The 20,976-nt window shown below is 63.8% G+C and carries 22 protein-coding genes; 1 reads left to right on the plus strand and 21 read right to left on the minus strand.

Annotation, left to right across the window (positions count from 1 at the left end; all coding sequences use genetic code 11):
• Window positions 1-40: 40 nt before the first annotated feature.
• The 8 genes from ACFPAH_RS03850 to rpsF form a co-directional block, all read right to left on the minus strand.
• Window positions 41-2,779 carry an EAL domain-containing protein gene (locus ACFPAH_RS03850; RefSeq protein WP_379740908.1) on the minus strand — a complete coding sequence of 913 codons (2,739 nt, stop codon included), beginning with the start codon at window positions 2,777-2,779 and terminating at the stop codon, window positions 41-43.
• Between the two features lie 168 nt (window positions 2,780-2,947).
• On the minus strand, window positions 2,948-3,958 hold the full coding sequence (locus tag ACFPAH_RS03855) for an inorganic phosphate transporter (protein ID WP_379740911.1): 1,011 nt from the start codon (window positions 3,956-3,958) through the stop codon (window positions 2,948-2,950).
• A gap of 23 nt (window positions 3,959-3,981) precedes the next feature.
• Window positions 3,982-4,608, minus strand: a complete 627-nt coding sequence (locus ACFPAH_RS03860; protein ID WP_379740914.1) for a DUF47 domain-containing protein — start codon at window positions 4,606-4,608, stop codon at window positions 3,982-3,984.
• A 93-nt stretch (window positions 4,609-4,701) separates the two neighbouring features.
• The gene (locus ACFPAH_RS03865) at window positions 4,702-6,087 is read right to left on the minus strand and encodes a replicative DNA helicase (RefSeq protein ID WP_379740917.1); all 1,386 of its coding nucleotides are present in this window, start codon (window positions 6,085-6,087) and stop codon (window positions 4,702-4,704) included.
• 140 nt (window positions 6,088-6,227) lie between these two features.
• Window positions 6,228-6,680: a 50S ribosomal protein L9 gene (gene rplI, locus ACFPAH_RS03870; RefSeq protein WP_379740920.1), complete on the minus strand. Its 453-nt coding sequence runs from the start codon at window positions 6,678-6,680 to the stop codon at window positions 6,228-6,230.
• A gap of 36 nt (window positions 6,681-6,716) precedes the next feature.
• Window positions 6,717-7,007 carry a 30S ribosomal protein S18 gene (rpsR, locus tag ACFPAH_RS03875; protein ID WP_056332995.1) on the minus strand — a complete coding sequence of 97 codons (291 nt, stop codon included), beginning with the start codon at window positions 7,005-7,007 and terminating at the stop codon, window positions 6,717-6,719.
• Window positions 7,008-7,048: 41 nt separating this feature from the next.
• A complete protein-coding gene (priB, locus tag ACFPAH_RS03880) occupies window positions 7,049-7,342 on the minus strand; it encodes a primosomal replication protein N (protein ID WP_379740923.1) in 294 nt (97 codons plus the stop codon).
• A 29-nt stretch (window positions 7,343-7,371) separates the two neighbouring features.
• On the minus strand, window positions 7,372-7,767 hold the full coding sequence (gene rpsF / locus ACFPAH_RS03885; RefSeq protein WP_193684867.1) for a 30S ribosomal protein S6: 396 nt from the start codon (window positions 7,765-7,767) through the stop codon (window positions 7,372-7,374).
• 231 nt (window positions 7,768-7,998) lie between these two features.
• On the opposite strand from rpsF, the gene lexA reads away from it, so the two are divergent.
• Window positions 7,999-8,634, plus strand: a complete 636-nt coding sequence (lexA, locus tag ACFPAH_RS03890; protein WP_379740926.1) for a transcriptional repressor LexA — start codon at window positions 7,999-8,001, stop codon at window positions 8,632-8,634.
• Between the two features lie 103 nt (window positions 8,635-8,737).
• Here the strand turns inward: lexA and ACFPAH_RS03895 are convergent, their stop codons facing one another.
• The 13 genes from ACFPAH_RS03895 to ACFPAH_RS03955 all read right to left on the minus strand — a co-directional run bounded on the left by ACFPAH_RS03895 (window position 8,738) and on the right by ACFPAH_RS03955 (window position 20,964).
• Window positions 8,738-9,526 (minus strand): tetratricopeptide repeat protein, encoded by a 789-nt coding sequence (locus ACFPAH_RS03895; protein WP_379740929.1) that lies wholly within the window; start codon window positions 9,524-9,526, stop codon window positions 8,738-8,740.
• A gap of 44 nt (window positions 9,527-9,570) precedes the next feature.
• On the minus strand, window positions 9,571-10,374 hold the full coding sequence (locus tag ACFPAH_RS03900) for a tetratricopeptide repeat protein (RefSeq protein WP_379740932.1): 804 nt from the start codon (window positions 10,372-10,374) through the stop codon (window positions 9,571-9,573).
• Between the two features lie 66 nt (window positions 10,375-10,440).
• Window positions 10,441-11,691 (minus strand): cystathionine gamma-synthase family protein, encoded by a 1,251-nt coding sequence (locus ACFPAH_RS03905; RefSeq protein WP_379740935.1) that lies wholly within the window; start codon window positions 11,689-11,691, stop codon window positions 10,441-10,443.
• A gap of 32 nt (window positions 11,692-11,723) precedes the next feature.
• Window positions 11,724-13,250 carry an amidophosphoribosyltransferase gene (gene purF, locus ACFPAH_RS03910; protein WP_379740938.1) on the minus strand — a complete coding sequence of 509 codons (1,527 nt, stop codon included), beginning with the start codon at window positions 13,248-13,250 and terminating at the stop codon, window positions 11,724-11,726.
• A 77-nt stretch (window positions 13,251-13,327) separates the two neighbouring features.
• Window positions 13,328-13,816, minus strand: a complete 489-nt coding sequence (locus ACFPAH_RS03915) for a CvpA family protein (protein ID WP_379740941.1) — start codon at window positions 13,814-13,816, stop codon at window positions 13,328-13,330.
• Window positions 13,817-13,861: 45 nt separating this feature from the next.
• A complete protein-coding gene (locus tag ACFPAH_RS03920) occupies window positions 13,862-14,872 on the minus strand; it encodes an SPOR domain-containing protein (RefSeq protein ID WP_379740944.1) in 1,011 nt (336 codons plus the stop codon).
• A 10-nt stretch (window positions 14,873-14,882) separates the two neighbouring features.
• Entirely contained in the window at window positions 14,883-16,181 is a 1,299-nt protein-coding gene (gene folC / locus ACFPAH_RS03925; protein ID WP_379740947.1) for a bifunctional tetrahydrofolate synthase/dihydrofolate synthase, read from the minus strand.
• Between the two features lie 85 nt (window positions 16,182-16,266).
• Window positions 16,267-17,139 (minus strand): acetyl-CoA carboxylase, carboxyltransferase subunit beta, encoded by an 873-nt coding sequence (accD, locus tag ACFPAH_RS03930; RefSeq protein WP_379740950.1) that lies wholly within the window; start codon window positions 17,137-17,139, stop codon window positions 16,267-16,269.
• A 96-nt stretch (window positions 17,140-17,235) separates the two neighbouring features.
• Window positions 17,236-17,511: a hypothetical protein gene (locus tag ACFPAH_RS03935; RefSeq protein ID WP_379740953.1), complete on the minus strand. Its 276-nt coding sequence runs from the start codon at window positions 17,509-17,511 to the stop codon at window positions 17,236-17,238.
• A 119-nt stretch (window positions 17,512-17,630) separates the two neighbouring features.
• Window positions 17,631-17,903, minus strand: a complete 273-nt coding sequence (locus ACFPAH_RS03940; protein WP_379740956.1) for a hypothetical protein — start codon at window positions 17,901-17,903, stop codon at window positions 17,631-17,633.
• Window positions 17,904-18,026: 123 nt separating this feature from the next.
• Window positions 18,027-18,824, minus strand: coding sequence for a tryptophan synthase subunit alpha (gene trpA, locus ACFPAH_RS03945; RefSeq protein ID WP_379740959.1), 798 nt, complete (start codon window positions 18,822-18,824; stop codon window positions 18,027-18,029).
• Between the two features lie 171 nt (window positions 18,825-18,995).
• The gene (gene trpB, locus ACFPAH_RS03950) at window positions 18,996-20,276 is read right to left on the minus strand and encodes a tryptophan synthase subunit beta (RefSeq protein ID WP_379740962.1); all 1,281 of its coding nucleotides are present in this window, start codon (window positions 20,274-20,276) and stop codon (window positions 18,996-18,998) included.
• Window positions 20,224-20,964, minus strand: coding sequence for a phosphoribosylanthranilate isomerase (locus ACFPAH_RS03955; RefSeq protein ID WP_379740965.1), 741 nt, complete (start codon window positions 20,962-20,964; stop codon window positions 20,224-20,226). Before ACFPAH_RS03955 ends, trpB begins: the two co-directional genes overlap by 53 nt.
• Between the last annotated feature and the right edge of the window lie 12 nt (window positions 20,965-20,976).

Here is a 20,976-nt window from a genome sequence, read left to right on the forward strand (position 1 = left end):
CCTGCGCGCCGCAAGGCCCGCAGGTTTTTTTATGTCTACGTCATGACTTGGGCACGATCGCCGGCTGGAAGGCGCGGCTGCCCTGCGGCTGGGACTGGCCCGGCGGCACCGGGCGCGAGAAGTAATAGCCCTGCCCTTCGTCGCAGCCGAGCGTCCTGAGCAGCAGCATCTGCTTGCGGTTCTCGACGCCCTCGGCGACGACGCGCATGCCGAGCGCGTGCGCCATGGCGATCATCGAGGCGATCAGGGTGTCGCCATCGGGATGCTCGATCCGCAGCACGAAGGCGCGGTCGATCTTGAGCACGTCGAAATGGAGCTTCTGCAGCTGGGACAGCGAGGAGTAGCCGGTGCCGAAGTCGTCGATGCACAATTTGATGCCGAGCGCGCGCAACTGGCGGAATACGGCCGAGGTGCCGATCCCCTCCTGCATCATCGACGACTCCGTCACCTCGATTTCGAGCAGCGTCGGATCGATGTCGTAGCGCGCGATCACGTCGCGGAACACGGCCAGGATGTCGGACTGGCTGAACTGGCAGGGCGAGACGTTGATCGATACGGGCACCAGCGGCTTGCCGTCGCGCGCCCATTCGACCAGCTGGCGGCAGACGCTGTCGATCACCTGTTCGCCCAGCTGCACGATCAGGCCGGTCTCTTCGGCCAGCGCAATGAAGCGGTCGGGGCCGGTCAGTCCCTTGCCCGGGCGTGCCCAGCGCACCAGGGCCTCCATGCTGGACGTCTTGCCGGCGGCCAGGTCCACGCGCGGCTGGTAGTACACGACGAACTGGCGCTGGTCGAGCGCGCGCCGCAGTTCCATTTCGGTCTCGAGCCGGGTGCGGATCGCTTCGAAGAAGCGCGACTGGAAGAAGCGGAAGCTGCCCTTCCCTTCGGTCTTGACCGAGTACATCGCAATGTCCGCATTCTTGAGCAGCGTCTGCGCATCCTCGCCATGCTCGGGGAACAGGCTGATCCCGATCGACGCGCCCAGCACGTGGGTCGATTGCTGCAGATGGAAGCCGTCGCGGAAGGCGCCGAGCACGCGGCCGGCGACGTGTTCGACGTCCTCGGGACCCTTGACGTGTTCCAGCACCACGACGAATTCGTCGCCGCCGAGGCGCACCACATGGTCGCGCGGACGGACCGCGATCCGCAGCCGCTTGCTGACGGTGCGCAGCAATTCGTCCCCGGCCGCGTGTCCGAGTGCGTCGTTGACGGTCTTGAAGCCGTCGAGGTCGATGAACAGCACCGCCAGTCCATGCGCGCCGGCGCGCGCCGCCTCGATCGCCTGCGGCAGGTGATGCTGGATCCAGTAGCGGTTCGGCAAGCCGGTCAGTTCGTCAGAATTGCTCCGGCGCTCGAGCTCGTGCAGATGGGCCTTGGTCTCGCTGATGTCGCGCACCGTGACGGCCAGGTCGCCGCCGGCGCGCACGGCCTTGTAACGAATCCACTGGGCCTTGAGCAAACTCTCGGGTGACCCGCCGACCTCGACCTCGCTATCGTGCAAGCCGGTCTCGAGCGCCTCGCACAGGCGCGCGCGCGCAGCGTCGAACAGCTGGCCCCGGTAGAACTCCGAGAGACGATGCCCGATCAGCTGGTCGGGATGCTTGCCGAACATGTCGGCCCCATACTGGTTGCAGTCGACGATCTCGAAATCCTGCACCACGCCGTGGCGGTCGCGCAGCGGACGGTTGATGAAAAAACCTTCGCCCGCATCCTCGGTCGCCAGGCGGTAGGTGGCGCGGATGGTTTCGATCTGGTGCTGCTTCCACTTTGCGTGCACATAAAAGCTGGTGGCCAGCAGCGCCGCCAGCGTCAGCCAGGCAGTGTTGCGCCAGGCATCGTCGAGCACCGCCTCGCGCTCGTGGCGGTAGCCCGCCATGGCCGAGTACTCGTCGACGCCGACGATGGCGGTCAGTCCCTGGGCGGGGAGCGGCTGCCAGCCGGTCACCCGGGTGCGGCCGTCGGCAAACCAGCGCGCACCGTCGAGCCGCACCACGCCCTGCGGCCCGGCGGCGGGAATCGGCGCCAGCAGGAAAGGCGAACTGGCCGAATGAACGGTGTTTCCGTGGCGGCTGGCCAGCACCGCGCCGCCGGGCCCGGTCAAGGCCGCAAAGCCATATTCGCCCAGGATCGGCTCGGTGTAATGCTGGGCAAAGAAAGTCGGGAATACCGAGAGCACCACGATGCCCTCGAAACGCCCGCCCGGACCGAGCAGCGGGCGCGAAAAACCGATCACCTCGCGCCTCGACACCTCGCCTTCATGGGGCCGGCTCACGTACAGCCGGTCGGCGTGCGCGCGCTGCTGCTCGGCGAAATAATCCTCGTCTCCCAGGTAGCGCCCGAGCGCGGCCGGGTGCGAGCTGGTCACGATATGTCCGCTGCGATCGACGATGGCCGCGCCGGCAATATAGAGCTTGGAAAAAATGCCTGCCTCGACCGTGCCTGCCAGCGTGGTACGGGCGCCCGATACGTCCCAATCGTGACGCATCAACAGCAGCAGGCGGTCGGTGTCGCCGATCGACCGGTTGGTGCGGATCGCGTAGCTGCGCGTATAGGCGTCGACGTGCTGCCGCAACTCGGCCTGCCGGTGGTGCAGGTCGCCCTCGAGGCCGCCCAGCACGATCGCCCACAAGGCGATTCCGGCCAGCACCGCGATCGCCGGCCACAGCAACAACAGCGACAGCCGCTGGCGCAGGAAATCCAGGAAAGGACGCAGCCTGGCGATCGCCCCGGGAGCAGTCGAGGTTCCGCCTGACATTGCCTTGTCGGTACGCTGGTGCATCCCTGCTCCTGCAAGCTCGTGATCGCCGCAAACAGGATCCAAGCGTAGCAGAAACCGGCCGGCGGCACGCCCCAACTCGGGGCACGCGCCGTCCCGGTTGCCGAAATAAGGCATAAAAAAAACCCGGCGATTGCCGGGTTTTCCGTGAAGCACATGCAGCTGGTGCAATTACATGATCTTGGTGCCGATCCACCAGGCAACCGCCGCCATGAAGGCCGAGGCCGGGATGGTGAAGACCCAGGCCCACACGATATTGCCGGCCACGCCCCAGCGCACGGCCGAGGCCTTCTGCGAAGCGCCGACGCCGACGATCGCGCCGGTGATGGTGTGGGTGGTCGAGACCGGGATGCCGAAGAAGCTCGACATCAACAGCGTCATCGCGCCGCCCGTTTCGGCACAGAAGCCGCCGACCGGTTTGAGCTTGGTGATCTTCTGGCCCATGGTCTTGACGATGCGCCAGCCACCGAACAAGGTGCCGAAGGCGATTGCAGCGTAGCAGGAGATGATGACCCAGGCCGGCGGATACGCATCGGAGGCGCTGACATAACCGGCCGCGATCAGCAGCATCCAGATGATGCCCATCGTCTTTTGGGCATCGTTGCCGCCGTGGCCGAGCGAATACGCGGCGGCCGAAGCAAGCTGCAGCCGGCGGAACCAGGTATCGACCTTGCGCGGCGTGGACTTCACAAATAGCCACGACACAATGAGCATGATGATCGACCCCAATACGAAGCCCAGCAGCGGCGCCACGACGATGAAGGCCACGGTCTTGATGAGGCCGCCCGAAACGAGCGAACCGGTACCGGCCTTGGCCACGGCCGCGCCCACCAGGCCGCCGATCAGGGCGTGCGAGGACGAGGATGGAATGCCGTAATACCAGGTGATGATGTTCCAGGAGATGGCGCCGACGAGGGCGCCGAAGATGACGTAATGGTCGACCACATGGGGGTCGATGGTGCCCTTGCCGATGGTTTGCGCCACCTTCATGTTGACCACGAAGATCGCGATGAAGTTGAAGAAGGCCGCCATCGCCACCGCGCTCTGCGGTTTCAGCACGCCGGTCGATACCACGGTGGCGATCGAGTTCGCCGAGTCGTGGAAGCCGTTCATGAAGTCGAACACCAGTGCGAGCAGCACCAGTCCACCCAGCACGTAAATGCTGATCGTTATATGTTCCATGATTATTCTTGTTCTGGGTGCGCTTACGCGTTCTCGACGATGATGCCTTCGATGATGTTGGCCACGTCTTCGCAGCGGTCGGTGACGGTCTCGAGGATCTCGTAGATCGCCTTCATCTTGATCAGGTTGCGCACGTCCGGCTCATCGCGGAACAGTTTGCTCATGGCGGCGCGCATCACGTGGTCGGCGTCCGACTCGAGGCGGTCGATCTCTTCGCAGATGGCGACGATCTTCTGGGCGTTGCCCATGTCGTGCAGCAGGCCGACGGCGGCCTGGACGCGCTCGCAGCAGGCCAGGCACAGCTCGGCCAGGCGCTTCGCTTCCGGGGTGACGGCGTGCAGGTCGTACAGGGAGATGGTCTGGGCCGCGTCTTCCATCATGTCGAGGATGTCATCCATGCGCGTGATGAGCTTGTGGATGTCGTCGCGGTCGATCGGGGTGATGAAGGTCTTGTGGAGCATTTCGACACAAGCGTAGGTAACCTTGTCCGCCTGCTTCTCGATGGTCTCCACGGCATGCGTGCGGGTTTCGAGGTCGTCGAAGTTGGTCATCAGGCCGACCATCTCCTGCGCGCCCTTCACGCACAGCGCAGCGTGCTGGTTAAACAGGTCAAAAAACTTGCCCTCGGTGGGCATCAGGCGTCCAAACATTAAAGGTTCTCCGTTGTAAAACTCTTGGAATGCAAAGGTGCCCTGCAGGTCCGGCTCGCCGTGCGTGCCGGACCCCAGTTGCACAATATCGGCTTAGTCGCCCTGGTAGACGGCGAGGTTACCGCTGTAGTTGCCAAACTTGGTGTACTGGCCGATCCAGGTCAGGCGGATCGCGCCGATCGGACCATTACGTTGCTTGCCGATGATGATTTCGGCGGTACCTTTATCGGGCGAGTCGGGGTTGTAGACCTCGTCGCGATACAGGAAGATGATCACGTCCGCATCCTGCTCGATTGCGCCCGATTCGCGCAGGTCGGACATGACGGGACGCTTGTTCGGGCGTTGTTCCAGCGAGCGGTTCAGCTGCGACAGCGCGATCACCGGGCAATGCAATTCCTTTGCAAGGCCTTTCAGCGAACGCGAGATCTCGGAGATCTCGGCGGCGCGGTTGTCGCCCGGCTGGCTACCCTGCATCAGCTGCAGGTAGTCGACGATGATAAGGCCGAGCTTGCCACATTGGCGGGCCAGGCGGCGCGCGCGTGCGCGCATCTCGATCGGGTTCAGTGCCGGCGTCTCGTCGATATAGAGCTGGGCGTCGTTCATCTTCTGGATGGCGTGCGTCAGGCGCGGCCAGTCCTCGTCGTTCAGGCGGCCGGTACGCAGGCGGTGCTGGTCGAGCTGGCCGACCGAGCCGAGCATACGCATGGCCAGCTGGGCGCCGCCCATCTCCATCGAGAACACGGCCACCGGCAGGCCCGCTTCGATCGCGACGTTCTCGCCGATGTTGACCGAGAACGCGGTCTTGCCCATCGACGGACGGCCGGCGACGATCACCAGGTCGCCCGGCTGCAGGCCGGAGGTCATGCGGTCGAGGTCGATGAAACCGGTCGGCACGCCCGTGATTTCGCCCTGGTTCTCGCGCGAGTACAGCTCGTCGATGCGCTCGACCACCTGGGTGAGCAGCGGCTGGATCGGATTCCAGCCCTGGGCGCCACGCGCGCCGGACTCGGCAATCGCGAAGATCTTGGATTCGGCCTCGTCCAGCATCTGCTTGACTTCCTTGCCCTGCGGATTGAACGCGTTGCCCGAGATCTCGTCGGCAACGGTAATCAGCTTGCGCAGGATGCCGCGGTCGCGCACGATTTCGGCGTAGCGGCGGATGTTGGCGGCGGACGGCGTGTTCTGCGCCATCGCGTTCAGGTACTGGAGCCCGCCCACGTCCTCGGCCTTGCCGAGGGACACCATGGCTTCGTAGACGGTGATCACGTCGGCCGGCTTGCCGCTGTTAATCAGGCGCACCATCTGTTCGAAGATGATGCGGTGGTCGTAGCGGTAGAAATCGTCCGCGTGCATGAAGTCGGCAATACGGTCCCACGCCGCATTGTCGCGCAGGAGGCCGCCGATGACGGACTGCTCTGCTTCGATGGAATGCGGGGGAATGCGCAGCGATTCGATTTGCGGATCTGCGGGGTTATTCATGGCGGGCATTATAACCTTTCCGCTCACGCGGCTGAAATAATTGGGGAGTTTCTGCCAATAAAAAAAGCCGGGCGAACCCGGCTTTTTCGTTTAAACAACAGCTCTTGACGAGCGTGTTTTTGTGCGTACTAAGTTGCTTATCAAGCAGCTTCGCCAACGACGGCGATGGTGATTTCAGCCACGACGTCGGTGTGCAGAGCGACAGCGACTGGATGCTCGCCGGTGGTCTTCAGCGGGCCGGTCGGCAGGCGAACTTGCGCCTTTTCGACTGCGAAACCTTGCTTGGTCAGGGCTTCGGCGATGTCGAAGTTGGTGACCGAACCGAACAGGCGACCGTCAACGCCGGCCTTCTGGGCGATGGTGATGGTCATGCCGCCCAGCTTGTCGCCTTGGGCTTGCGAAGCGGCCAGCTTTTCGGCGGCTGCCTTTTCCAGCTCGGCGCGCTTGACTTCGAACTCGGCCACAGCGGCCTGGGTGGCGCGGCGGGCCATCTTTTGCGGGATCAGGAAGTTACGTGCGTAACCGTCCTTGACCTTGACCACGTCGCCCAGGTTGCCGACGTTAACAACTTTTTCCAAAAGGATAACTTGCATATTTTTCTCCAGAAAATTCGGACTGTACGGCGCTGATTAGGCGTTGTGCAGGTCGGTGTACGGCAGCAGCGCGAGGTAGCGTGCGCGCTTGATCGCGGTGTCGACCTGGCGCTGGTAGTGCGCCTTGGTACCGGTCAGGCGTGCCGGCATGATCTTGCCGTTTTCCTGGACGAAGTCCTTCAGGGTGTCGACGTCTTTGTAGTCAACCTGTTCCACGTTTGCAGCGGTGAAGCGGCAGAACTTCTTGCGCTTGAACAGCGGGTTCTGCTGTTTGCGCTTCAGTTTTTCTTTGGCTTTGTTTTTGTCGAACTTTTTACCGAATGCCATTTGAGGCTCCTGTATCTAAAAGGTGGGCCGCTAACTCTTCTTTAAGCGGCGGCACTGAAATCAATGATGTGAAACACCAGGGCTTTGCTGTTGCGGTTCTTCCTGGCCAAGAATCCCGTGAACTGGTGCGCCGCGCCGAGTTCGGCACTGGCGAAGCGGCCCGAAATTTCTCCCGCGGCGAACGCGGCAATTTCGAACTCGACCAGTCTCGCTATTCCTGCCTCGACCTGCTGCGAACTGTGCAGCAAGATTGCCGAGACGACCGGCACGCCGGCGGGGGTGTAGCGCAGTACGTCGCGTTCAGCAATCGTTGCGACGACTTGTAACTGGTTCACTTCCTGTTCACGATTCCTGGCAGAAGAATTTAGGCAGCAGCTGGGGCCGGGGCTGCAGCAGCAGCCGGGGCTTCTGCGCGGTGGCTCTTGGCTGCGTCTTCACGCTGGACCGACTTCATCATTGGCGACGGAGCGGTTTCAGCCTTCTTCATCTTCACGGTCAGGTGACGCAGCACGGCATCATTGAACTTGAATGCGGTTTCCAGCTCGACCAGGGTCTCGTTGTCGCACTCGATGTTCATGCAGATGTAGTGTGCCTTCGGCAGCTTCTGGATCTGGTAAGCCATCTGGCGACGGCCCCAGTCTTCCACGCGATGGATGTTACCGCCGCGCGCGGTGACGCTGGCCTTGTAACGCTCGATCATCGCCGGGACTTGCTCGCTTTGGTCCGGGTGGACGATAAAAACGATTTCATAATGACGCATGCAACACTCCTTAAGGACGTTTAAACAAATGCCCACCTCGGCGTCAAGACGAGTGTGGGAAGGGAAAGCCGGCAATTATAACGTGATCCGACCGCCAGCACAATCGCCTAGGGGCGTCGCCCCGCCGCCACAGCTTCCCGCAGGGAAATCGTACAATTTCGGCGATTTCCCTTGCTTTTGCCGAAATACTGTACAAAAATACAGTCTGAATCATTAACCCGTGGCAGATCCATGCTCAAGCTCACTGCAAGGCAACAACAGATCCTTGACCTGATCAAGGAAGCGATCGACAACACCGGCTTCCCGCCCACGCGCGCCGAGATCGCCAAGGAATTGGGCTTCAAGTCGGCCAATGCCGCCGAGGAACACCTGCAGGCGCTGGCCCGCAAAGGCGCCATCGAAATCGTCTCCGGCACCTCGCGCGGCATCCGCCTGATCGGCGCTTCGCTGCCGGCACCGGTGCCGCACGTGCCCGCGGCCCTGCTGATGTCGCTGCCCCTGGTCGGCCGGGTCGCTGCCGGTTCGCCGATCCTGGCCCAGGAACATGTCGAAGCGACCTACAACGTCGATCCGGCCATGTTCGGCGCCCGCCCCGACTTCCTGCTGAAGGTGCGCGGCTGGTCGATGCGCGACGCCGGCATCATGGACGGCGACTTCCTCGCCGTGAAGAAGATCGACAGCGCCAAGAACGGCCAGATCGTCGTCGCCCGCATTGGCGAAGACGTCACCGTCAAGCGCTATCGCAAGACCGGCGAACTGATCGAACTGCTGCCGGAAAATCCGGACTTCAAGGTCATTCGCGTGGAACCGGGCGACGAGTTCGCGCTCGAGGGCCTGGCGGTCGGATTGATGCGCAGCTGGCACTAAGCTGGCACTAAGCTGGCACTGCGCCGGCATGACGCTGGCTTGGACCGGCAAGGACAAAGGCGGCGTTCGCGGGCGTTTTGCCAGCTCGGCCGCGTGGCCTGCGTTACCTCCCCACCGGCGCGTAATTATTCTTGCGCGCCTCGATGTCTCTCGCCCTCTCCTGCGATGGCTTGACGCCGACGATGGCGTTATGCTCGGCGACATATGCTTCGGTCGCACTACGCCACGCAGCGACGTCGGCCAGCACCAGTTTTGAAGTGACACGCGCTTCTTCCGACAGGTTCTCGCCGATGACCGCGAGCCGCTTGTTGGCACGCTCTGTTTCGGCGGCGTTCAGCAGCTTGACGATATCGGCCGGGATCCGCTGCACCAAGGGCATGGACGCGTTCAGGTTGGTCACATAGCCGTTGTAACATGCCTGCCAGGTTGCGATACTGGCCGATACGCGCTCGATGTCGACGGTTTGTTTCGACATCGCGGGAATGCGCGGGGCCGGGCAGTTGAATTGCCCCTCCTTCAAGTCCTCCCCCTCGTAACCCTCGACCCAGTGGGCGATGTCCGCCTGACGGGCCTTGCGCTGCCCCATGATATCGAGCGATGCACTCGCGACCGCATTGCCCTTCGCTGCCGCCTTGCGGAACCAGGCCTCGGCCTTGGCCTCGTCGACCGCTCCTGCCTCACCATACCAATACATCTGGCCCAGGCGCTGCTGCGCCTCGACATTGCCCGCGTTGGCAAGCTTCGTATAGGCCTGTAGCGCTTCAGGATAGGATTTCTTCGCAAACAACGCGTTCGCGTCGAGCAAAGGATCGGCGTAAGCCGCGGAACAGAACAGCAGGCTGGTTGCGAAGAGGAGGCGCTTCATGGAGGTCGAGGTGAGGGAAAGGAACATGGTACCGCGAATGCTCCCTCCACCTCAACTTTCCTGTCTTCGATTTAGCGTCCGGTTGCCGGCGGCGGGCTCACCGGTTGCGGAGTCATCGACGGATACTTGGTCTGGCGTTCGATTTCGTTTTCCTGCATGCGCCGCGTCCGCATGTCATATTCCTGCCTGCGCGCCGTGTTCTCTGCAAGGACCACACGTTCCGTCTCACTGTGCCAGCGCCCGTGCTGGGCCGTGATCTGCTGCGCCTCCTGCTCGGCCTGTGCAATCGTCTTTCCGTAGACGCCAGTCAGGTGGGCGACCGCCTGCTCGGCTTCGCGCGGGGTCAGCAGTTTGGCGACATCGGCCGGGATGCGCTTACCCGGCGGCATGGCGTCGTTGATGTTGGCGACAAAACCGTTATAGCATTGCTGCCACGCCAGATACGCGTCCGAGGTTTTCTTGATCTCCTGGTTCGTCTTCGACATGGCCGGGATCTGGGGCGCTGTGCAATTGAAACGGCCCGCCGTCAGGTCGTCGCCCTTGTAACCGCTCGTCCAGTAGGCGATGTCGGCGGCGCGCACTTCGCGCTGCTTGAGAATCGCGAGCGACTCGACGGCGCCGCCATGCCCGCGGGCCGCCGCCTTCTGCATCCAGGCCGTGGCCGACTTCATGTCTACGGCAGTACCGTCACCGTACCAGTACATCTCGCCCAGCCGGAACTGCGCTTCTACATTGCCTGCTTGGGCAAGTTTGGCATAGAGCGGGAGTGCCTTGTCGTAAGCTTTTGCTGCGAGGAATTTATCAGCATCCTCCAAGTCACCTGCCACTGCCAGTCCGGATAAACCAAAAACCATCGCGCAAAGCAGCCGTTTCATATTTCCTCCGTATTGAAGTGCTAACAATACTAGACTAGGAGGTTATGCTTGGCAACAGATTATTGGTTACCCGAATTGGGTGGAGAGCGCCCTGGCGAAGTCTTCCAGCAAATCGTCCGTGTCTTCGATACCGACCGATACCCGGATCAGCGACTCGGCGATGCCCATGCTGGCACGGCGCTCGGCCCCCATCTCGAAGAAGATCGTGTGCGCGACCGGGATGACCAGGGTGCGGGTATCGCCCAGGTTGCTGGCCGGGATGGCGAGCTTGAGGCGGTTCAGGTAATCGAAGCAGTCGATCCCGTCTTTCAGTTCGAAGCTCAGGAGCGAACCGCCGGCGCGGAACAGTTCCGACACGATGCCGTGCTGCGGGTGCGATGCCAGCCCGGGATAGTGGACGGCGGCGACCCGCTCATCAAGCTCGAGCATCTGCGCCAGCGCCAGCGCAGTGGCGCAGGTGCGCTCCATGCGCAGGGCCAGCGTTTCCGCGCCCACCGCAATGTGGTGCGCCGCTTCCGGGCCGAGGGCGGCGCCGAAGTCGCGCAGCGCTTTCGCGCGCAGTTGCGCCATGCCCTGGGCTTGGGCCGGCTGCTTGCGGAAGTTGGCGGCGATGTTCGGATAGGCGCTCCAGTCGAACAGCCCGGTATCGGTCAGGGCGCCGCCCAGCGCGATGCCGTGCCCGCCGATCGATTTGGTCAGCGAATTGACCACCAGGCCGGCGCCGACCGCCTTCGGGCGGAACAGGTACGGGGTCGTCATCGTGTTGTCGACCACGTACAGGATGCCGCGTTCGCGGCACAGCGCGCCGATGCGGGCCAGGTCCGCCACTTGCGTGCGCGGATTGGCGACGGTCTCGACGAACACCAGGCGGGTCTCCGGACGCAAGGCCGCTTCCACGTTCGCGACGTCGGTGGCGTCGACGAAATCGACGCCGACACCCTGCCCGGCGACCGTCTGCCACAGGCTGTTGGTATTGCCGAACAGGAAGCTCGAGGAGACCATATGGTCGCCCGCGCGCAGCAGCGCCTGGAACAGCGCGCCGATGGCCGCCATGCCGGTGCCGAAGCACAGGCTGGCAACGCCGTCTTCCATCTTCGTGATCTTGTCTTCCAGCGCCGCCACGGTCGGATTGCCCTGGCGGCCATAGCGGAAGCCCGGTTCCTTACCCTGGAACACGGAGGCGAGCTGGCGCGCGTCGCCGTAGCCAAAGGCGACCGAGGTGTGGATCGGCTTGTGCAGCGAGCCCTGCTCGATCGCCTTGCGGCGGTCGTTGTGCAGGATCGTCGTGGTAAAGCCGTACTGCTTCTGTTCGCTCATGATGCCGTCCAGAAAAATGGTACTCGAAAATGTTACTCGGCCGCGACCGGAGGATTCAGGTTCAGCTGGGTACGCACGGCGTCTTCCGCCGGCGCCGGCTTGCCGCCGTTATGGCGCGCCGTTTCCAGGTTGTCGAGGTAGGCAGGCGTCACGTCGCCCGTCACGTACACGCCGTCGAAGCACGAGGCCTCGAAATTGGTCAGCGCCGGGTTGACGTCCGAGATCGAGCGCTTGAGCGCCTCGATGTCCTGGTAGACCAGGCGGTCGGCCGTGATCTCGGCGCACACTTCCTCGACCGTGCGGCCGTACGCGATCAGCTCGTCGCGGGTCGGCATGTCGATGCCGTACACGTTCGGGAACAGCACCGGCGGCGCGGCCGAAGCAAAGAACACTTTGCGGGCGCCCGCTTCGCGCGCCATCTGGACGATTTCGCGGCTGGTGGTGCCGCGCACGATCGAGTCGTCGACCAGCAGCACGTTCTTGCCCTTGAACTCGGAACCGATCGCGTTGAGCTTCTGGCGCACCGACTTCTTGCGCATGCCCTGCCCCGGCATGATGAAGGTGCGGCCGATGTAGCGGTTCTTGATGAAGCCTTCGCGGTACTCGACGCCGAGTTTCAGGGCCAGCTGGATCGCGGCCGGGCGCGAGGAATCGGGAATCGGCATGACCACGTCGATGTCCTCGACCGGGATCTCCTTGCGGATCTTGTCGGCCAGGTATTCGCCCATTTTGAGGCGCGTGGCGTACACGGAGGCGCCGTCGATCACGGAATCCGGGCGCGCCAGGTAGACATACTCGAAGGCGCAGGGGTTGAGCGTCGGATTCTCGGCGCACTGGCGCTCGTGGATCCGGCCATCCTCGCCGATGAACACGGCTTCGCCCGGCGCGATGTCGCGCACGAAGCGGAAACCGATGCCCTCGAGCGCCACCGATTCGCTGGCGACCATGTATTCGACGCCGTTCTCGCCTTCGTTCATGCCCAGGCACAGCGGACGGATGCCGTAGGGGTCGCGGAAGGCGAGCATGCCGTGGCCGGCGATCTGCGCGACCACGGCGTAGGCGCCGCGCACGCGGCGGTGCACGACACCGACCGCCTTGAAGACAGCCTCGGCGTCGAGCGAGTAGCCGTTCGCCGCTTCCTGGATTTCGTGCGCGAGCACGTTGAGCAGCACTTCCGAATCGGAATTGGTATTGATGTGGCGGCGGTCGTTACGGAACAGCGCCTCCTTCAATTCCGCCTGGTTGGTCAGGTTACCGTTGTGGGCCAGGGTGATGCCGAACGGCGCGTTGACATAGAACGGCTGGGCCTCTTCCTCGCTCGACGAGCCGGCGGTCGGGTAGCGGCAGTGGCCAATGCCGGTATTGCCCTGGAGCGAACGCATGTTGCGAGTGCGGAACACGTCGCGCACGAGGCCGTTGGCCTTGTACATGGAAAACATGCTGCTGTGATTGGTTGCAATCCCCGCCGCGTCCTGGCCGCGGTGCTGCAACAGCAGCAATGCGTCATACAACAGCTGGTTGACGGGAGTTTGCGAGACGACGCCGACGATGCCACACATGGTGCGCTCCTAAGAACAGAATGCCGTTACAAAACGTAGAAACCGAGACTTCAAAACCGAATGTCAAAACAAGAACGTCAAAACTTTACATGCTGGGCGAAGGCCACAGGAAGGAAGGGTTTGACGGTGCGCGCTCCGGCCTCGGCCAGCGGGGACAGCAGCGCGTCTTTCCAGAATGCTTGTTGGGGAATAGCGGTCATGGAACACAATATGACGGCAGCAAGGACGATCACAATCCCGCGCGCCAGGCCGAACAGGCCGCCCAGGCCGCGGTCCGCCAGCGACAGGCCGGACGCCTCGATGAGTGCGCCGAGCGCCAGCGAGAGCAGGCCCATCAGGATACGCACGCCGAGGAACAAGGCGATGAACGCGACGATCAGCCGTACCGTTTCGCCGGGAATCATGTCCGGCAACAACACCGCCAGGCGCGCGCCGTAGGCATTGGCGACGACGAAGGCCACGATCCAGCCCAGCAGCGACAGGATTTCCTTGACCAGGCCACGCAGGGTGCTGATCACGACCGACGATACCAGCACGAACAATACCAGATAATCGAAAATCGTCATGGTGCCCCAACCGCGTGCCTCAACCGCGCACCTCGACCGCGAGCATCATACCGGCACCAGGAAACCGCCGATGCCCAGCCCGCCGAGCTTGGCGCGCATCTTCTCGGCTTCCTCGCGGCTGCCGAAGGGGCCCACCTGCACCTTGATCAAGGCGCCGGACTTGCGCGTGGTCGAGCTCACGCCCGCTCCGCGCAGGCGCGCCTGCAGCTCCGCGACCTTTTCCTCGGTCGCCAGCGCGGCCACCTGCACCACATAGCGCTGGGCGGCTTCCGGTTTCTTCTCGGCCGCTTCGGCCTTCTCGGCCGGCTTGGCGGCGCTCTTGCCTTCGAGCAGCGCCAAGGCACGGGCCGCCTCGGCGTCCGTCGAGCGCGGCGCGGCCGGCTTTTCTTCGGCTTTCTTTGGCGCCGGCTTCTCGACCGGCTTTTCGGGCGCTTTGTCGGCGGCCCTGCGCTCGGGCTTGGGCTCGGGCTTGGGCTCGTGTTTCGGTTCAGGCTTGCGCTCGACGGGCTTCGGCTCCGGCGCGCTCCGCTTGACTTCCGGTTGCGGGCGCGGCGGCTCCTCGTCGGTCATCATGCCGGCAGGGTCAGCGGTGCCGGCGGTCTTCGCCGGTGGCGCGACGGCAGCGGCGGGCGCCGACGCAGCGAGCGGCGGCGGCGCGATGATCTCCTCGTCCTGGTCGACGCTGTCGGCCGCGGCCACCACGGGAGCGGCAGGCATCGGCAGCGCCGGGGCTTTCTCTTTCGACGGGATCTGGATGTCGATGTCGCCGGCCAGCGGGCGCGGCTCGGAGTCGAGCAGCATCGGCAGGCCGACGGCGGCGGCCAGGGCCAGCGCGACCGCGCCGACCAGGCGGCGGCGCGCGCGCTTCTTCTCGGGCAGCATCGGGTCGCCGCCGCTGCGGCTGCGGCGCGAGCCGCCGGCACCCGCCTCGTTGGCGTAGGACGCGCGCTTGGACCGTGCCTGCTGCCCGAAGCCGTCATCGTCACGGGAAAAACGGCCACTCTCCTGGGCGGTGCTGTCTTGCTTGTTTTTACTAAAGATCGAGAACAAGCCCATGCGTCTTATGTCAGTGAAGTGAGTTTTTTCGGGCCGCCATCACGCCGGCGACGGTATAGAACGAACCAAAGACCACAATTCTATCATTCTCCTCAGCACGGCTCACCGCATTTGCAAATGCCGCAGCCGGGTCAGCGAAGGCGGTGACCGAAAAGTCCCCCTCTTTCGCCCCGGCCGGACGCAGTGCGGCCAGCTTTTCGGCCAGTTCGGCGCTCTTCGCCGAGCGCGGCGACGGCAGGTCCGCCACGCACCAGTGGTCGATGATGCCGGCCATCGGCGCGATCACGCCCTCGATGTCCTTGTCTTCCATGATGCCGAAGACGGCATAGGTGTAGCGGTGGAAGCCCATGTTGCCGAGGTTTTGCGCCAGCGTGGCGGACGCGTGCGGGTTGTGGGCGACGTCGAGCACCGTCGTCGGCCGGCCCGGCAGCACCTGGAAGCGGCCCGGCAGCTCGACCAGGGCGAGGCCGGTGCGCACTTCCTGGGCGCCGGCCGGCAATTGCATGCGCAAGGCTTCGAGCGCAGCCAGCGCGGCCGACGCATTCAATAACTGGTTCGCGCCGCGCAGGGCCGGATAGGCCAGGGAATTGCGGCGCTGGGTGCGCCCGCCATAGCTCCACTGCTGCTGGTCGCCCTGGAAGTTGAAGTCGCGTCCGATCAGCCACAGGTCGGCGCCGATGTCGGCGGCGTGCCTGACCAGCGACTGCGGCGGCAAAGGATCGCTGCAGATCGCCGCCCTGCCCGGCCGGAAGATACCGGCCTTCTCGAAACCGATCTCTTCGCGCGTCTCGCCCAGGTAATCGCTGTGGTCGATGTCGATGCTGGTGACGATCGCCACGTCGGCGTCGACCACGTTGACCGCGTCCAGGCGCCCGCCGAGGCCGACCTCGAGGATCGCGACATCGACCCCGGCTTTCGAAATCAGGTGCATGATCGCCAGCGTGGTGAACTCGAAATAGGTCAGCGACACGTCGCCGCGCCGGCTTTCCACGAAGTCGAAGGCCTCGACCAGCATGGCGTCGGACGCCATTTCGCCGTTGATGCGGGCGCGCTCGTTAAAGTCGAGGAAGTGCGGCTTGATGTAGAGGCCGACCCGGTAGCCGGCATGCAACAGCACCGACTCGAGCATCGCGCAGGTCGAACCCTTGCCGTTGGTGCCGGCGACCATGATCACGGGGCACGCGAATTGCAGGCCCATGCGGTCCTTGACTGCGCGCACGCGGTCCAGGCCCATGTCGATATGGGTTTCGGCATGGCGCGACTCGATCAGCGCCAGCCAGTCGGGCAAGGTAGTGGGGAGATTGGACATGATGGGCTACAAAGCGTAAGAAAGAAAAAGCCGGCGCCCTGCTCTGCAGGTGCCGGCCGTTGATTTTTGCGGTTCCAGTCGCGACTTACGCGATGACTTCGACGGGCTGGTTTTGGAGCAGGGCCAGCAGGCGGGCGATTTCTTCGCGCATCTGGCGACGGTCGACGATCATGTCGACGGCGCCCTTCTGCACCAGGAATTCGGCGCGCTGGAAGCCTTCCGGCAGCTTTTCGCGTACGGTGTTCTCGATCACGCGCGGGCCGGCAAAGCCGATCAGCGCCTTCGGCTCGGCGATGACGACGTCGCCCATGAAGGCGAACGAAGCCGACACGCCGCCCATGGTCGGGTCGGTCAGGACACTGATGAACGGCAGTTTCTTTTCCGACAGCTTGGTCAGCATGGCCGTGGTCTTGGCCATCTGCAACAGCGACAGCAGGCCTTCCTGCATGCGGGCGCCGCCGGTGGCGGTGATGCAGATGAACGGCACCTTCTGCTCCAGGGCGATCTGGGCGCCACGGGCAAAACGTTCGCCGACAACGGACCCCATCGAGCCGCCCATGAATTCGAATTCGAAGCAGGCCACCACGACCGGCAGGCTCATGATCGAGCCGCCCTGGACGATCAGCGCGTCGGTTTCGCCGGTGGCTTCCATTGCCGCCTTGAGTCGGTCCGGATACTTCTTGCTGTCCTTGAATTTCAGGGTATCGACCGGCAGCGCTTCCTGGCCGATTTCGTAGCGGCCGCCTTCGTCGAGCAGCGCGTCGAGGCGGTCACGGGCGCGGATGCGCATGTGGTGGTCGCACTTCGGGCAGACATGCAGGTTCGACTCGAGGTCGGCGCGGTACAGCACCGCTTCGCACGACGGGCACTTGACCCACAGGCCCTCGGGCATGGTCTTGCGATTGGCGGCATCGGAGCGCTGGATTCGTGGGGGCAGCAGTTTTTCCAACCAACTCATGTTCTCTCCTTTGCGGCAATTCTTGAATGGGGCGTAGTGTAGCCGCTGGCGCCCGGCTTGTCACCGCTTGCCTGTCTGGCAATCAAATCCTGGCAATCAGTCCTTGCCGGCTTCGCCAGTGGTGAACTCGAAACCGCCGACGCGCGCTGCCACCCCGTTATACACCCATGCGCCGAACAGGGTGAACACGAAACCGAACGCCGTGTAGAGCACCGGCATCAGGAGCATCGCCAGCAGCGAAGCGCCCGTACCTTCCGCCATCATCATGGGAACAGCCATCATCAGCACCAAAGGGAGCGAAACGACGAAGTAAATGGCGGCCATGAGTTTCGCGTTATGCAAGACCGAGACGCGAACGATTTGCTTCTTCATGATGTATCTTCCATGCAAGATTTTGGTGGACTTACTGTACCTTACCAAATAGCAAGTCGCCAAGTAAAAAAGCCGGCAGCGCGCGTACGCTGCCGGCTCTTCGATAAAGCGCCTCCGTCCTAGCCCGGAATTTCCTTGGTGGTGAATTCGAAGCCGCCAACGCGGGCGGCGACCAGGTTATAGAACCAGGCCCCCACCAGCGTGCCGAGGAAAGCCGTCCCGGCATACACCACCGGGAAGACGACGAGCACGGCACCGGCCATCATGGCCTGGCCCGACACGGCGAAAAAGATGGCGAACAGCGCCACGATGGGGAGTGACACGGCCAGGTAGAGTGCGGCCACCATCTTCGCGTTTTGCGACAGGGAAACGCAGCTGATCTGTTTCTTCATGCAAGGGCTCCGAAGTTGAGGTAAGGAAACATGACCTTACCCCATGCCCCGCCGCCCTCGCATGCATATGGCGTCCTACCCCGCTTGATGGAACTCAGGCAGGGTTCAAAAAAGGGGCGGCCGTCAGCTGTCGAGCGCGGCGCGGATGCCCGCCACGAACGACTGCACCGCCGGCACGGCCGCTTGCGGCCCCGCGTTCTCGATTTCCTGGATGATCCGGCTGCCGATCACGACGGCGTCTGCCACCGAAGCGACCGCCTTCGCCGTGGTGGCGTCGCGGATGCCGAAACCGACGCCGATCGGCAGGCTGACGTGTTCGCGGATGGCGGCCACGCGGCGCGCCACATCCTCGGTGTCGATGCTGCCGGCGCCGGTCACGCCCTTGAGCGACACGTAATAACTGAAGCCGCTGCCGTAGCGCGCCACTTGCTTGATGCGCTCGGTGGTCGAGGTCGGCGCCAGCAGGAAGATCATGTCGAGGCCCTGCTCGCGCATGGCGTCGGCGAAGGCCTCGCACTCTTCGGGCGGATAGTCGACGACGATCGCGCCGTCCGCGCCCGCGTCCTTGGCCAGGCGGATGAAGTTGTCGGGGCCGATGCGCTCGATCGGATTGGCATAGCCCATCAGGACCACCGGGGTGTCGGCATTGGTCTGGCGGAACTCGCGGACGTAGTTGAACACGTCGGTCAGGCCGACCCCGAATGTCAGGGCGCGCTCGCAGGCGCGCTGGATGACCGGGCCTTCGGCCATCGGGTCGGAAAACGGGACGCCCAGTTCCAGCACGTCGGCGCCACCCGCGACCAACGCGTGCATCAGCGGGACGGTGTGCTCGGGACTGGGATCGCCGGCGGTGATGAAGGTGACGAGGCCGGTCTTGTTATGCGCGCGCAGGGCGGCGAAGGTTTGTTCGATTCGGGACATGTCGTGCTCTCTATTCTTATGTGATCGGTGGGCGGCTGCGGTGTGCATGCGTTGGTTGAACGCGTGGACGGCGAAGCCGTCCACCCTACGGCGTTCGAGCAGGGCGTAGGGTGGACGGGTTTCCCGTCCACGCGTTCAACGCACGCATGCGTCGACGGGACTCAACGGAACTCAGCTGAAATCGAGCCCCATCCTCTGCGCCACCGTATGCATGTCCTTGTCGCCACGGCCCGACAGGTTGACCAGGATGAGTTGATCCTTCGGCAGCGTGGCCGCCAGTTTCACGCCGTAGGCGATCGCGTGCGAGGACTCCAGCGCCGGGATGATGCCTTCGATGCGGCAGCAATCATGGAAGGCCTGCAAGGCCTCGTCGTCGGTGATCGACACGTATTCGGCGCGCGCCGAATCCTTCAGCCAGGCGTGCTCGGGGCCGACGCCCGGATAGTCCAGTCCAGCCGACACCGAATGGGTCTCGATGATCTGGCCGTTCGCGTCCTGCAGCAGGTAAGTCCGGTTGCCGTGCAGGACACCGGGGAAACCGGCGGTCAGCGAGGCCGAATGCTTGCCCGAATCGAGCCCCTCGCCTGCCGCCTCGACGCCGACCAGCTTGACGCCCTGCTCGTCGATGTAGGGATAAAAGATGCCCATCGCGTTCGAACCGCCGCCGATGCAGGCGACCACGTAGTCGGGCTGGCGGCCCGTCATCTGCGGCATCTGCACGCGGCATTCCTCGCCGATCACCGACTGGAAGTCGCGCACCATCATCGGATACGGATGCGGCCCGGCCACGGTGCCGATGATGTAGAAGGTGTTTTCGATGTTGGTGACCCAGTCGCGCATCGCCTCGTTGAGCGCGTCCTTGAGGGTCTTGCTGCCCGACTCGACCGGCACCACGGTGGCGCCCAGCAGCTTCATGCGGTAGACGTTCTGGGCCTGGCGCTTGACGTCCTCGCTGCCCATGTAGACCACGCATTCGAGGCCGAAGCGGGCGCAGATGGTGGCGGTGGCCACGCCGTGCTGGCCGGCGCCGGTTTCGGCGATGATGCGCTTCTTGCCCATGCGCCGCGCCAGCAGGGCCTGGCCGATGACGTTGTTGATCTTGTGCGCGCCGGTATGGTTCAGGTCTTCGCGCTTGAAGAAGACCTGCGCGCCGCCGGCCAGTTCCGACCAGCGCTTGGCGTGATACACGGGCGATGGGCGGCCGACGAAATGGGCCAGCTCGTAGCGGAATTCCTCGAGGAATTCGGGGTCGATCGAATAGCGCGCGTAGGCTTCGTTCAGTTCGGCCAGCGCGTGGGTCAGCGTCTCGGCAACGAAGGAGCCGCCGTAGGGACCGAAGTGGCCGCGGGCGTCGGGAAACTGATAATCGGTGGTCTGGAACAATGCGGCAGGGCCGCGCTCAGCTTGTGCTTCCTGGGTGACTTCCAGGGCTGCTTCCGGAATGGTTTTCATGGTGTTCGCTCATGGTGGTGGTAACGGCGGCATCATCGCCTGCCCGCACCGCCGCGATGAAGTCGGCGATCTTGCGGGCGTCCTTGATCCCCTTGGACTGCTCGACACCGCTGCTGATGTCGACCGCCCAGGGGCGTACGCGTGCGATCGCCTCAATGACGTTTTGCACGCTCAAGCCACCACTTAAAACGACCCGAGGCGCGAGCTCTTTTGGAATAACCGACCAATCGAAGACCTTTCCGGCGCCGCCGTAGGCGTCCACGTGGGTGTCGAGCAGGAGGCTTGAAAACCAGGGGCTGGCGGCGCGGTATGCGAGTTCGTATTCTAGCAGTTCGCCAGGGGTCGTGTCCGGCCTGACCCGGCAGGCGCGCACGAACGGACGTTTGACCTGGGCCGCGATCGCGGCGCACTGCTCGGCCGTTTCGTCGCCATGGAACTGCAGCAGCGCGACCGGGGCGGCGTCGACCACCGCCGCCACCTCCTCCAGGCTGGCATTGACGAACAGGGCCACCGAGCTGACGTAGGGCGGGACCAGGGCGCCGAGGGCGGCGAACTGCGCCGGCGCCAGGCTGCGCGGACTCTTCGGGTAGAACACGAAGCCGAGCGCATCGGCCCCGAGGGAACAAGCGGCGCGCAAGTCTTCCTCGCGCGTGATGCCGCAGATTTTGATGCGGGTACGGTGCTGCATACGATCCTTGGG

This window comes from Massilia sp. GCM10023247 (genome assembly GCF_042653325.1).
Lineage (GTDB): Bacteria > Pseudomonadota > Gammaproteobacteria > Burkholderiales > Burkholderiaceae_D > Telluria.